The sequence below is a fragment of the Achromobacter sp. EB05 genome (assembly GCF_044232075.1).
Classification (GTDB): Bacteria; Pseudomonadota; Gammaproteobacteria; order Burkholderiales; family Burkholderiaceae_B; genus Achromobacter; species Achromobacter dolens.
Genome location: NZ_CP155917.1, coordinates 5,300,317 through 5,312,929, shown reverse-complemented (window position 1 = coordinate 5,312,929; position 12,613 = coordinate 5,300,317). Strand labels below are relative to the sequence as shown.

Below are 12,613 nucleotides of genomic sequence, written 5' to 3'. Positions count from 1 at the left end.
GCGGTCTCCTCAGGGACGGGTGAACCGGTAGTGGGCGACGCCCCATTGCTGGCCGTGGTCGTAGCCGAACAATTCGGCGCAGGCCATCCAGAACATGCGCCAGCGCTGATGCCACAGCGGCGCCAACTGCGGGCCGTAGGCCTGTTCCAGCACCGCCCGGGTCTGCGCGGCGCGGGCGTCCTGGTTGGCCAGCCAGTGGTTGGCCGTGCGCGCGTAGTGCGTGCCATCGAGAAACCACTTTTCCTGCAGTTGCAGGTCGCGCTGGAAATGCAGCAGCGTGTCGGCCGCCGGCATGATGCCGCCGGTGAAAAAGTGGCGTCCCATCCAGTTGCCGGCGCCTTCGGTCTCGAACGGATAGGCGCGCTCGCGGTGCGCGAAGATGTGCACGAACAGCTTGCCCCCGGGTCGCAGCCATTGGCCGATGCGCGCCAGCAGGTCCTGGTAGTTGCGCATGTGCTCGAACATTTCCACCGAGACGCAGCGGTCGTAGGCGGCGCCGGGCAACGACAGCGCGTTGACGTCGCAGGTGATGACCCGCACGTGCTCCCAGCCGCGTTCGCGGCAGCGCGCCTCGATATGCTGGCGCTGGGTGGCCGAGTTGGACACGGCGGTGATGCGGGCGTTGGGAAACTGTTCGGCCATCCACAGGGTCAGCGAACCCCAGCCGCACCCCAGCTCCAGGATGTCCTGGCCGTCGGCCAGCTCGGCGCGCTCGCCATACAGGCGCAGCATGGCGGCTTCGGCCTGGTCCAGCGTTTCGGCGCCGGTCGGGTACAGGCAGCCGGAATATTTCATGTGGGCGCCCAGGCAGAGCTGGAAGAACGCGGTGGGCAGCTCGTAGTGCTGCGCGTTGGCGGCGTCGGTGTGGATAGCCACCGGGCTGGTGCGCAGGCGCGCGATCAGGGCCTGGTCGCGGGCGGTCCAGGCCTCGATGCCGCCGGCGTACTCGGCCGTCAGGCGTTCGGCGCACAGGCGCCGGATGCCCAGGCGCAGCAGCGCGTCGGGCACCAGGCCGCGTTCGGCCAGGCCGAGCAGGCCGGGCGCGGGGCGGTCGGTGGCGAGCGGGAGGTCATTCAGGCTGGCGGTCGTCATGGCGTGCCTCGTCAGGATTTGGGGAACCACGGGAAGAAGGCCGAGGTGCGGCGCTGATACTCGCGGTAGTCGTCGCCGCGAGTGCGCAGGGCCTGCTGCTCGGTGAAGGGAATGCCGCTGATCCAGCGCAGGAAGACGTACATCAGCGCGGGGCCCAGCCACGCCAGCCAGTTAAGGGGCGAGCCCCAGGCCAGCGCGACGTAGCCGAACCAATGGCACCATTCGAAGAAATAGTTGGGATGCCGTGAATAGCGCCACAGGCCGTCGCGGCAGGTCCGGCCGCGATGGGCCGGATCGTCGCGAAAGCGGTCGAGCTGGCGGTCGGCGATGACTTCACCGGCCAGCGCCGCCAGCCAGATCGCCAGGCCCAGCGCGACGGGCAGGCCGCGCGCGGGGCTCACGCCCACGGCCAGGAAGGGCAGGCTGAACAGCATCACCAGGCCGGCCTGGAACATGAACAGGCCGAAGAACTTGCCTTGATGGCCCGCCCAGTATTCGCGCAGCGCGCGGTAGCGTCCATCCTCGCCATGCCGGACCCTGCGCCACAGGTGCCAGGCCAGCCGCAGCGACCAGACGCCGGCCATCGCGGCCAGGCTGGCCCTGGGCGCCCAGTCGCCTTGGCCGGTGGCGGCGATCAGCAAGGCGCTGGCGCCCAGGCCCGCGGCCCAGACCACGTCGACGATGCCCGCGTTGGCGTGGCGGCGCTGCCAGCTCCAGGCCAACGTCATGGCGATGACCATGACGGCGGCGATGATCAGCCATTGCGACAGGGGATTCATGCGGCCTCCCGCGTCCAGCGTTGCGCGCAGCGTGTCAGCGCCGGCAGGATCAGCCCCCAGCCGAGTGCCAGCGCCGCGGTCGCGCGCCAGGCGGGCGCCTCGAACTGCACCGCCTGCCAGCCGCGCGCGGCGCCCCAGTAGGCGAGCGGCCCGCCGATGGCGCCGAAAGCAAAGGCCAGCCAGCGGCGCGGCCGCAAGTAGGCCAGTGAATGGTTCAGCGTCAGCGCGAAGGCCGCCCACAGCGCCAGGATCCAGCGTGGCGCGGGCCAGGCGTCGGCGGCGTAGACCGCCCAGCCCAGCGCGGACAGCGCGCCGTCGAGCAGGCAACCGCACAGCAACGCGGCGGCGGCCAGCTTCAGGTCGGCGCGCCACTCGGCCGAGCAGGCCAGTTGCGCGGCAATGAAGACCAGGGCCGAGACCACGCCCGGCCACGCCAGGCCGCGGCCCGCGCCGACGACGGCGCTGAACCAGACAAGCTGGTAGCCGAGCAGGTTGGCCCAGAAGCGCATCACACGCCCGCCTGGACCCAGCGCTCGCCGTCGCCGCGGGCGCCGGGAGGGGTCAGCAACAGGTGCGAGACGCCGATCGAGCGTTCGCGAAAGCCGCCTTCGCAGTAGGCCAGGTAAAACTCCCACAGGCGGCAGAAGCGGCTGTCGAAGCCCTGTTCCCGCACCTCGGGCAGGTGGGCCAGGAAGCGGTGGCGCCAGGCTTGCAGGGTGCGGGCGTACGACAGGCCGAAATCCTCCAGGTGTACGAGGGCGAGGTCGCAGGCGCGCGTCTTGGCCCGCAGCATCGCTTCGATCGAGGGGATGAAGCTGCCAGGAAAGATATGGCGCTTGATGAAATCCACCTCGCCCAGCGCCTGCTGGTAGCGATGGTCTTCGATGGTGATGGCCTGGATCAACGCGCGCCCGTGCGGCGCGAGCAGGTCGGCGACCTTGGCGAAATAGGTCTCGAGGTATTGCGCGCCGATCGCCTCGATCATCTCGATCGACACCAGCTTGTCGTAGCGGCCCTGCAGATCGCGGTAGTCCTGCAGCACCACGCTGACGCGATCGTCCAGGCCCACGGCGCGCACCCGCGCCAGCGCCAGCGCGTGCTGTTCGCGCGAGATGGTGGCGGTGGTGACGTGGCAGCCGTAGTGGCGCGCGGCGTGGATGGCGAATCCGCCCCAGCCGCTGCCGATTTCGACGACACGGTCGCCCGGGCCGAGTTCCAGCTTGCGGCAGATGGTGTCCAGCTTGCGCCGCGAGGCCTCTTCCAGCGTGTCGTCGGCGCCGGCCCACAGCGCCGACGAGTACATCAGGTCCGGCGACAGGAACAGCGAGAAGAAATCGTTGCCCAGGTCGTAGTGGGCGGCGATGTTGCGGCGGCTGCCTTCGTGGGTGTTGCGGTTGCCGGCATGCCAGCGCTTGAGCGCCCAGCCGGCCACGCGTGCCAGCCCCGACTCCATGCCGTCCAGCGTGTCGCGGTTGCGCACCAGCAGGCGCACCAGGGCGACCAGATCGTCGCAGGTCCACAGGCCGTCGCCGTACGCTTCGCCCGCGCCGACGCTGCCCTGGGTGGCCACCAGGCGGTAGAAGGCCATGTCGCGGATGGTCAGGCGCACCACCGGCTCGCCGTCGCCCAGCGTGACGCTGCCCAGGCTGTCCTCGATGGCCAGCCGGCCGCTGGTGAGCGTCGAGAGACGGGCGAACAGGCGTCTGCGCAGCAGGCGCTCCAGCGCTCCGGGCGGACGGGTCCCGGCGATGGCGGCATGTTCGGACGGCGTCATGGCTTTCATTGTGGTTCTCCGTTGGGCGTGCGGGGATGGTCGTGGATCGGGTTGCGTTTGAGCCAGAGGCGCAGGGCCTGCCAGTGGATGCCGCCGATGACCTGCAGGGTCATCAAGGGAAAGCGCCACAGCAGGCGCGCCAGCGCAGCGCCGTCGAGTTCGCGGCGTTGCAGGCGCAGGTTGGCGTCGAATTGCGGCTGGCCCTGGCGGTTGACGCGCATGTGCACCCGCAGATCCTCGCCCGGGGCGTTGAAGCGCCAGTCATAGATGCAGTCCATGGGCATGAAGGGGGAGACGTGAAAGCGTTTGTCGAAGCGCCAGGCCATGGCGTCGCCACGTCGCTCGGCCTGCGCGACCGGCAGGACGACGCAATGCCGTTGTTTCCATGGGGTGTTCGTGATCTCCGCCAGGATCGCGGCCAGGGTCACGCCGTCGGCTTCGTAGCAGTAGTAGAAGCTGACCGGGTTGAAGACATAGCCGGCGTAGCGCGGATGGGCCAGCAGTCGGATCGGCCCGGCGGGCGCCTCGCCCAGGCGCGCTCGCAGCCTGGCCCGCACCGCCTGCGCCAGCGGCTGCCCCGCCTCGCCATCCAGATAATCGCTGCGGCGCCATTCGGCCAGGTTGGGCCGGTCCACCGACCACAGCCAGCGGCGCTGGAACACCTGGTCGATTTCGTCCAGGTCCAGGTACAGTTGCGCCATGCGGTAGCTGAAACCATGCGCGTGCGGCACGTGGCGCCTGTGCGTCACGCGGCCTTCGTAGAGGGCGCTGTGGCCGCTCATGCCGCCACCGCGGATAAGGCCGCGGCCTGCGATTGGATGCCCCGGACCACGTCCAGCGCGCTGGCCACGCCGTCCTCGTGAAAGCCCCAGCCCCAATAGGCGCCCGCGTACCAGCAGCGGTGGTGGCCCGAGATCTCGTCGCGGCGCGCCTGGGCGGCCACGGACGCGAGGGTGTAAACGGGATGGTGGTAGCGCATGCGGGCCAGCACCTGCGTCGGATCGATGGCTTCGCTGCGATTGAGCGTGACGATGAAGGGGCGGCGCGATTGCAGGCCTTGCAAGAGGTTCATGCAGTAGCTGACCGAACACGGCGCCGACGGGTCGGCCGGCACGTAGGCATTCCACGCCGCCCAGGCCTTGGGGTGGCGTGGCAGCAGGCGCGCGTCGGTGTGCAGCACGACGTCATTGTGCTGATACGTGATCGCGCCGAGCACCTCGCGCTCGGCCGCGCTGGGCGCGGCCAGCAGCTTCAGGGCCTGGTCGCTGTGGCAGGCGAACACCACCTGGTCGTAGCGCGGCCGACCCTCGCACGAGGCCAGCGTGACGCCGTCCGCCTGGCGCGTGACCTGGTACACCGGGCAGTTCAGTCGCACCCGCACGTTCCAGCGTTCGCGCAGGGCGCGGATGTAGCTGCTGGACCCGCCCTGCACCACGCGCCATTGGGGGCGCGCATCGACTTGCAGCATCTGGTGGTTGGCCATGAACTGCACCAGATAACGCGCCGGGAATTCGAGGATGCGCGCGGCGGGCGATGACCACAGCGCCGACGCCATCGGGATCAGGTGGTCGGCCTGGAATGCCTGGCCGTAGCGGTGCCGCGCCAGGTACTCGCCCAGCGTCGGGCCGGGCTCGTCGCCGGCCAGCAGGGCCGGGGCTTCGCGGTAGAAGCGCAACAGGTCGCGCACCATGCCCAGAAAGCGCGGCGACAGCAGGTTGCGGCGCTGGCAGAACAGGGTGTCGAGCGAGGTCGCGTTGTATTCCAGGCGGCCGGCCTCCTGGTGCACCGAGAAGCTCATGGTGGTGGGCTGCGAGCGCACGCCCAGCTCCTCCAGCATCGCCGTGAAGTGCGGATAGTTGACCGGGTTGTGCACGATGAAGCCGCTGTCCACCGCGTAGCGGCGGCCGTCCTGCTCGACGTCGTGGGTGTGCGTGTGGCCGCCCAGGTAGTCGTTGGCCTCGTACAGGGTCACGTCATGGTCCTGGCCCAGCTTCCAGGCGCAGACCAGTCCCGCGATGCCCGAACCGATGATGGCGATGCGCATGGTCATTCCTTGGCGCGCGCCAGCACCCAGGCCGGCACGGGTTTCAGGTCCCAGATCAGGCCAGCGGCCGCCAGCAGGCGCAGGCCGTACCAGGTGAGGTCGATTTCCCGGGCGCGAAAGCCCTGGCGCGCCGAACCGGGATAGAAGTGGTGGTTGTTGTGCCAGCCTTCGCCGAAGGTCAATAGCGCCAGCCAGGCGTTGTTGCGGCTATCGTCGGCGGTGTCGTAGCGGCGCTTGCCGTAGCGGTGCGCCAGTGAATTGATGGTGACGGTCGCATGGAACAGCGCCACCGTCGAGATGAAGAAGCCCCACACCAGCATCTGCGGCCCGCTGGTGCCCAGGCCGGGCGCCAGGCGCTCGAGCGCGGCGCCCAGGGCATAGCTCAGCAGCGCCAGCGCGATGGGCACGGCGGCGTCGAAGCGGTCCAGCCAGCGCAGTTCGCGGTAGCGGCGCAGGTCCGGCACGCGCGCCAGGTCGGTGGCGAAGGCGCGCGGCGTCAGGAACCAGCCCATGTGGCTCCACCAGAAACCGTGGCGGGCCGGCGAGTGCAGATCCTGTTCGTCGTCGGCGTGGCGGTGATGGTGGCGGTGGTGCGCCGCCCACCACAACGGGCCGCGCTGGGCGCACGAAGCGCCGAGAATGGCGAAAACCAACTGCATGGCGCGCGAGGTGCGGAAGGTGCGGTGCGAGAAATAGCGGTGGTAGAAGCCGGTCAGGGCGAACATGCGCACGGCGTAGAGCGCCACCGCCACGGCCACCGCCACCGGCGAAACGCCGGTCCATGCGACGCCCAGGCAGCCAACGTGCAGCAGCGCGAAGGGCAGGGCGCGGGTCCAGTCGATGCGGTCGGGCGGGCCGGCGGGCGCGCCCGCCGCCTGGGTATCGACCCAACGGCGTATCGAAGTGGTCCAGTGAGAGGGTTCAGGGCGCATCATCGTGTCCTGTTCGAGGCTTGCGGGGATATACGGGCGGGGCGGGCGGACGGATGCATAAGTGAAAACCCTTAGTCGCACCGGCCCGTCAACGGCGTGGCCGCCGCGGCGTCCATGTCCTGCTGGGTGGGCGGGGCCAGTTCGGCGTCGGCGGGGAATTCGATGCGCACGGTCTGCGTGCCGCCGTTGCCGTCGCGCAGGTTGCTGGGGCCTTCGAAGCGGCGCAGGCGTCGGCTGTCGCGGTCGTAGGTCACGCGCAGCGGCGGCGCGGCGAAACCGTACCAGGCATCCAGCCGCAGCCGGAATACGCGCTCGCGCCGTTCGGGCACGTCGCGCGCCTGGACTTCCAGCGGCATCAGGGCCAATCGGCTGGGCACCAGGAACTGCAAGGGGCGGTCGGGTGAGTCCCAGTGCGCGCGCAGCCAGACGTCGAAGCCGGCGTCGATCACCGGGTCTTCGGCCTGCGGCAGCGCCTGGCTGCGCGTGGTCGCGCTGGCGCGCGCCTGCACGTAGGCGTGGCGCACGCCGCTGCGGCTGCTGACGCCTTCGCGGTAACCGTCGCGCTGGTCCAGCAGGGCGAAATCGGGCGCGGGATCATCCACCCCGCCGCGCACCCATTTGCGGGCGAAGGCGGCGCCGTCCGGACAGCGATACAGCACCAGCCGGGTCTGCCGCGCGCCGTCCCTGACGACCCAGTGCTCCTCACGGTAGCGCTCGGCGCCGCCGTGCTGGGCATAGGCGTAGCCCAGGTAGTGTTCGTTGGCCGCCTGGGCGCCAAGCGGCGCCAGCGGCAGGATCAGGGCGAGCAGCAGCGATGGGCGCATGTCATTCTCCCGGGGCGGAGCAGGGACGGGTCACGAACGCGGCCATGTCGTCCAGCACCGGCGCGCGCCAGCGCAAGGGCCGCGCCAGCGCGCCCACCAGCAGTTTGTGGCCGAGGTCGGGATACTCGACCAGGCGCGCGCAGGCGCCAGCGGCGCGCAGGGCGCGCGCCAGGCCGGCGCTGTTGCGCCGCGGGTCCACCGCGGTGTCGGCGCTGCCGGTCAGCAGCAGGCCCGGCGGGGCGTCGGCGCTGACGTGGCGGATCGGTTGCGAGTCGGCCGGCGTATCGGGAAACCGGAACACCGGCCGCACGTCACGGGCGACGATTGGCAGGAAGTCGTAGGGGCCCGCCAGGCCGATCCAGCCGGCCAGCGAGCCCGGCGCGGAGCCGGCATCGCGCAGCCAGCGCGGATCCAGGGCCAGCATGGCGGCGATGTAGCCGCCGGCGCTGTGGCCGGCCACGAACACCCGGCCCGGGTCGCCGCCATAGGCATCGATATGCCGTTGCGTCCACGTCACCGCCAGCGCCGCGTCCTGCAGGAACGCCGGGTAGGTAGCCTCCGGATAGAGGCGGTAGTCGGCGATGACGGCGATGATGCCGCGCGAGGCCAGCGCGTCGCCCGCGAAGCGGTAGTCGGCGCGTTCGCCGCTGCGCCAACTGCCGCCGTAGAAGAACACCACCACCGGCGCGCCGGCGGCGTCCAGCGGCGCATGGATGTCCAGGCGCTGGCGCGGCAGCGGGCCATAGGCCAGCCCGGACGTGGCGCGGCTGGCGCCGTCGGGCACGGCGCCGTTGAGCAAGGTCAGGGGCGAGCAGGCGGCCAGCAGGCCTAGCGCCAGGCTGGCCAGCAGCAGTATCTCGAGCAGGCCGCGCTGGCCCGGGCCGATCCAGGAAGACATGGGGTGCTCCGCAACGGGGACACCCCTCTATACGGGCACGGGCCCGCGTTGGATGCGGCTCAGATCTTCAGCACGTCGCCGCTCATGATGACCGGCCCGGTGGGCGCGCCGGTGGGCGAGCCGCCCGGCGGCTCCAGCGTGATGGCCAGTTGCTGGACGCCGGCCAGGCCCTGGGCGCGGCGCAGCGCGGTCAGGCCTTCGGGCGACACCAGCCCGACCGACTGCGGCGCCTGCCCGGGCGGAATGGCCCAGAGTTCCAGGGACTTGCCGCCGGCGCGCGTCGCCAGGTTCTGCAGCGCGTGGATGTGCAGGCCGCCGGCTTCGTCGGCGCGCACCACCAGCATGGCTTGCGCCTCGGGGCTTTGCAGCACGGCCATCAGTTGCGCCCGGGCGGCGCGGTCCACCTGCATGGGATAGATGACGACGCCGGCCACCAGCAAGGCGGCCAGCGCGCCGCTGGCGACGCGCCAGAACGCCAGGCCGCGCCACCAGGGCGCCGCGCCCGGGTGCAGGCGGGATTGGATCGCGCGCCAGACGCGGCGCGGGGGCGTCCTGCCGGGCAGCGACCAGAGCAGGGGGTAGATGTCGTCTTCCCAGCCCCGCACCTGTCGGCGCAGATTGGCGTCGGCGGCCATCAGGCCCTCGAAGCGGCGGCGGGCGCCGCCGCGCATGGCGCCCGAGACGTAGTCGGCCGCCAGCCGGGCGCGCAATTGCGGATCGCGGTAGTTCATGACAGGCACCTCTTGAGCCGTTCCATGCCGCGCCGCACCCAGCTCTTGATCGTGCCCAGCGGCGCCTGCAGGCGGCGGGCGATCTCGCCGTGGCTCAGGTCGTCGAAAAAGGACAGCGCGATGGCCGTGCGCTGCTGGCCTTCCAGTTGCTTGAGGCAGTCGGCCAGGCGCCGGGCATCCTGGTCGGACTGCAGTCGCTCGAAGGGGCCGGGCGCGTCATCCGCCCAGGCCAGCGTCAGTTCGCCGTCGGCGTCCGGGCGCTCCAGGTCGGGCCTGCGCAGCAGGTCGATACAGCGGTTGCGCACGATGCGGGTCATCCAGGTCATGACTTGGCTCTGTTCCGAAGAATAGCGGGCGGCGTTGCGCCAGATATTGATGAAGCTGTCCTGGAGGACTTCTTCCGCCCAGTCGCTTCGTCGCAATATACGGACAGCAAGGGCAAACAGATGCGGGGACGTTTGACGATAGAGTTCGGCCAGCGCGGATTCCTGGCCGCGCGCGCAGTCTTGTATCAGGGCCTTCAGACGTATGGGGTCGGGCATGACGGGTATCCGGGGTCACATGGGGTGCGGCCGCAGAATGCGCGGAATGGGCGCCACGGCGGGACGCGCCGCGGCACCATCCGACATACTACCGAAAACTCCGGCCTCGTTGCGCGGCCAGGCCCTTGCCGGTCACGTCATCCATTGCGTGAGGCCGCTCAGCCAGCAGCCGGCGCCATCGCCCCGCGCGCGTAGCTGGATTGCCGACGGGGAGCCCATGGCCACGCCCTGGCGCACCGTGCAGACCTGGCCGGCGGGGATGGCGCCGGTCTTGTCCAGATAGCCCCACAATGCCGCCGCCGCGATGCCGGTGGCGGCGTCCTCGGGATAGCCGGAAGCCTTCGGAAACTGCCGCGCGCTGGCGCCGTCGGCCGTCAATGCGTAGGGGTACAGGCCGGTCGAGCCGATGGCCTCGCACAAGCCGCGCATCGCATCGAAGTCGGGGGCCAGCGCGTCCAGCGCGGCCGCGTCGGGCAGCCGCACCAGGGTTTTGACGCGGCTGGTGCTGGCATTGACCATGTGCAGGCGCGGTAGCGCCGGATCGATGCGCAGCACGGCCGCGACGGCGCGGCACTGGTCTGGCGTCAGCGCGCGGGTGGTTGCGGCGGGTTGCGAGACCCAGGCCCGATCGCCGGCCTCGTCCCATTCGACGTCCACGCTGCCGCTCAGGGTCTGGACCCGCGTGGCGGGCGTGCGCCAGTGCCCCCATTGCCGCAGCGCCCAGAGCGTGCCGACGGTGGCGTGGCCGCACATCTCCATTTCATGGCCGGGCACGAAGAAGCGCAGCCGGCACAGGTGGCCATCGCGATCGGCCGGCGCCACGAAGGACGATTCGTGGCCGTGGCGCGCGGCCAGGGCCTGCATGTCGGCGGCCGTCATGCCGAGCGCGTCGAGCACCAGCGGCACGGGGTTGCCGCCGCGTCCGGCGTGGGCGGGATCGACGAAGACGCGCAGCAGGGCGGCCGAGCCGGCGGCCGGCGGGGCGGGCGCGCGGGGGGAGGGAAGGTCAGTCAAACTGGACTCCGAGGGTGGTGATGAGCTCGCCCCAGAAGGCGAGGTCGTGGGAGACGGTGTGGGCCAGCGCGTCGGCCGTGTCCGGGTGCACGTCGACGCCCTTGGCCGCCAGGTCCGCCGCGATGGCCGGATCCCGCAGCACCGTGTTCAGGGCAAGGTTCATCTTCTGCACGATGGCAGGCGGCGTGCCCTTCGGGAAAGCCAGGCCGTACCACAGCGATTGCGTGTAGGCGGGCATGCCTTGCGCGGCGAACGTCGGCACGTTCGGCAGGATCGGGGTGGCGGCGGTGGTGGCCACGGCGACCAGCTTGCCGCTCTGCACGAAGGGCGCCAGGCCCACGGGGTTGTCGAACATGATGTCGACCTGGCCGCCGATCAGGTCGGTGTAGGCGGGCGCCGCGCCGCGGTAGGGCACGTGGGTCAGGTCCAGGCGCTCGTCTTTCTTGAACATCTCGCCCAGCAGGTGCGACACGGTGCCGGCGCCCACCGAGGCATAGGTGACGCTGCGGCCCTTGAGTGCCGCGACCAGCGCGGGCAGGGTGGTGGCCTTCAGGGCCGGCTGCGCGGCCAGCACGTAGGGCGAGGTGCCGATGAAGCCGACGTAGTCGAAATCGTGGGCCGGCTTGTACGGCAGATTCCTGTACAGGCTGGCGCTGAGCGCGACCGTGCTGGTGGTGACCGCGACGGCGGTGTAGCCGTCGGGCCTGGCGCGCGCGGCCTGGCCGGTGCCCACCGTGCCGCCGGCGCCGCCGGCGTTCTGGATGATGACGGTCTGCTGCAATTGGCGCGTCAACGCCGGCTGCAGGGTGCGCACCACCAGGTCGGTGCCGCCGCCGGCCGGGAACGGCACGATCAGCGTGATTGGTTTGTCAGGCCAGGCCGGTTCGGCCGCCGCGGCGGCGAGCGGCAGGGCCAGGGGGGCGACGGACAACAGAGCGAGCGGCAATGCGCGGATCATGGACATCCCCTTGTATAGGTTGAACGCCCCGATCGTAGGGGGGCGGCCCGCGCGCGGGCGAACCATGGCGCGACAGGGGCCGATCCCGCACACGACAGCGGCCCGGCGGCGCGGACGCCGGGCTTGCGTGGACGCGGGCGCGCGTCGATACTGGGGCGACGTCCATTTCCGCCCGCGTTGGCCTGCCGCCGGCGCGGCATCCGCGCCGCCGACCCATCATGCGTTCCGTCCCGCTTTCGTCCAAACAGGACCTGATCGCCCAGACCGGCTTTGCCATTGCGGCCAGCCGCCAGCCGCACTACGCCTTTCACTGGCACGAGCACGACTGCGCCATGCTGCTCTGGCCGCGAGCCGGCGCGCTCGACAGCGCCTGGCAGGACGAAGAAGGCGCGCGCCGCCGCAGTCGCCTGGTTCGCGGCCAGGCCTTGCTGCTGCCCTCGCACGTTGAACACAGCACGCGCGCCGAAAGCGCCGCGCAGCAGCATGGGGAACTCTATCTGGCGCCCGAACTGCTGCGCGACTGCCAGGCCGGCGGAGTGCTGCAACTGGACGGCGCGGCCCAGGCCATGCTGGACGCGCTGTGGAAGCCGGCGCTGTCGGCCGCGGCCGTGCCGATGCTGGTCGCGGCGCTGATCGCGCAGCTCGACGCGCATCACCGGCTGCAGGCCCACGCCCGCGTGACGCAGGCGCCGCTGCCGTTGGCGCGGCAATGGCTGGCGCTGCTGCGCGGTCGATTGGAGGAAGGGCAGCCGCTGCCCGCCATCGCGGAGTCGGCCAGCGCGCTCGGCGCCACCACGCGCACGCTGCAGCGCGCCTGCCAGCAAGCCTACGGACTCTCCCCCATCGCCCTGCGCCGCCAGCTCCTGGCGCAAGCCGCGCGCCAGCGGCTTGCGCTGGGCGAACCCTTGGCGCGGGTCAGCGCAGAATTGGGGTTTTCCAGCAGTGGCCACCTGGGCCGGCTGCTGCGCGCGGTCGGGGCCGGGCAGGACCCGGACCTTGCCGGGCCGTTCTGACGCGACTCGATA

14 protein-coding genes are annotated in these 12,613 nt (G+C 71.1%); 1 reads left to right on the top strand and 13 read right to left on the bottom strand.

Going from position 1 to position 12,613, the window contains the following annotated elements:
• Positions 1 to 9 precede the first annotated feature (9 nt).
• The 13 genes from AAID08_RS24310 to AAID08_RS24250 all read right to left on the bottom strand — a co-directional run bounded on the left by AAID08_RS24310 (position 10) and on the right by AAID08_RS24250 (position 11,588).
• Complete coding sequence (locus AAID08_RS24310; RefSeq protein ID WP_395756992.1) at positions 10 to 1,092, bottom strand: SAM-dependent methyltransferase; 1,083 nt, start codon at positions 1,090 to 1,092, stop codon at positions 10 to 12.
• Positions 1,093 to 1,103: 11 nt separating this feature from the next.
• The gene (locus AAID08_RS24305) at positions 1,104 to 1,871 is read right to left on the bottom strand and encodes a DUF1295 domain-containing protein (protein WP_047991839.1); all 768 of its coding nucleotides are present in this window, start codon (positions 1,869 to 1,871) and stop codon (positions 1,104 to 1,106) included.
• A complete protein-coding gene (locus tag AAID08_RS24300; protein WP_336235166.1) occupies positions 1,868 to 2,380 on the bottom strand; it encodes a DUF2878 domain-containing protein in 513 nt (170 codons plus the stop codon). The genes AAID08_RS24305 and AAID08_RS24300 overlap by 4 nt, the downstream gene beginning before the upstream one ends.
• Positions 2,380 to 3,654 carry a cyclopropane-fatty-acyl-phospholipid synthase family protein gene (locus AAID08_RS24295; RefSeq protein ID WP_116793731.1) on the bottom strand — a complete coding sequence of 425 codons (1,275 nt, stop codon included), beginning with the start codon at positions 3,652 to 3,654 and terminating at the stop codon, positions 2,380 to 2,382. Before AAID08_RS24295 ends, AAID08_RS24300 begins: the two co-directional genes overlap by 1 nt.
• Complete coding sequence (locus AAID08_RS24290; protein ID WP_054500751.1) at positions 3,651 to 4,427, bottom strand: DUF1365 domain-containing protein; 777 nt, start codon at positions 4,425 to 4,427, stop codon at positions 3,651 to 3,653. Before AAID08_RS24290 ends, AAID08_RS24295 begins: the two co-directional genes overlap by 4 nt.
• Complete coding sequence (locus tag AAID08_RS24285) at positions 4,424 to 5,689, bottom strand: NAD(P)/FAD-dependent oxidoreductase (protein ID WP_054500752.1); 1,266 nt, start codon at positions 5,687 to 5,689, stop codon at positions 4,424 to 4,426. The genes AAID08_RS24290 and AAID08_RS24285 overlap by 4 nt, the downstream gene beginning before the upstream one ends.
• A 2-nt stretch (positions 5,690 to 5,691) precedes the next feature.
• The gene (locus AAID08_RS24280; protein ID WP_343718548.1) at positions 5,692 to 6,621 is read right to left on the bottom strand and encodes an acyl-CoA desaturase; all 930 of its coding nucleotides are present in this window, start codon (positions 6,619 to 6,621) and stop codon (positions 5,692 to 5,694) included.
• A gap of 71 nt (positions 6,622 to 6,692) precedes the next feature.
• Positions 6,693 to 7,445 carry a hypothetical protein gene (locus AAID08_RS24275; protein ID WP_343718549.1) on the bottom strand — a complete coding sequence of 251 codons (753 nt, stop codon included), beginning with the start codon at positions 7,443 to 7,445 and terminating at the stop codon, positions 6,693 to 6,695.
• 1 nt (position 7,446) lies between these two features.
• Positions 7,447 to 8,343, bottom strand: a complete 897-nt coding sequence (locus AAID08_RS24270) for an alpha/beta hydrolase (protein ID WP_343718550.1) — start codon at positions 8,341 to 8,343, stop codon at positions 7,447 to 7,449.
• A gap of 59 nt (positions 8,344 to 8,402) precedes the next feature.
• Entirely contained in the window at positions 8,403 to 9,074 is a 672-nt protein-coding gene (locus AAID08_RS24265) for an anti-sigma factor domain-containing protein (RefSeq protein WP_054500755.1), read from the bottom strand.
• Positions 9,071 to 9,616: an RNA polymerase sigma factor gene (locus AAID08_RS24260; protein ID WP_054500756.1), complete on the bottom strand. Its 546-nt coding sequence runs from the start codon at positions 9,614 to 9,616 to the stop codon at positions 9,071 to 9,073. The genes AAID08_RS24265 and AAID08_RS24260 overlap by 4 nt, the downstream gene beginning before the upstream one ends.
• Positions 9,617 to 9,748: 132 nt before the next feature.
• The gene (locus AAID08_RS24255) at positions 9,749 to 10,630 is read right to left on the bottom strand and encodes a PhzF family phenazine biosynthesis protein (RefSeq protein WP_395756991.1); all 882 of its coding nucleotides are present in this window, start codon (positions 10,628 to 10,630) and stop codon (positions 9,749 to 9,751) included.
• On the bottom strand, positions 10,623 to 11,588 hold the full coding sequence (locus AAID08_RS24250; protein WP_054500758.1) for a tripartite tricarboxylate transporter substrate binding protein: 966 nt from the start codon (positions 11,586 to 11,588) through the stop codon (positions 10,623 to 10,625). The genes AAID08_RS24255 and AAID08_RS24250 overlap by 8 nt, the downstream gene beginning before the upstream one ends.
• A 218-nt stretch (positions 11,589 to 11,806) precedes the next feature.
• Here AAID08_RS24250 and AAID08_RS24245 point away from each other — a divergent pair, with 218 nt between their 5' ends.
• The gene (locus AAID08_RS24245) at positions 11,807 to 12,601 is read left to right on the top strand and encodes an AraC family transcriptional regulator (protein ID WP_054500759.1); all 795 of its coding nucleotides are present in this window, start codon (positions 11,807 to 11,809) and stop codon (positions 12,599 to 12,601) included.
• Positions 12,602 to 12,613 lie beyond the last annotated feature (12 nt).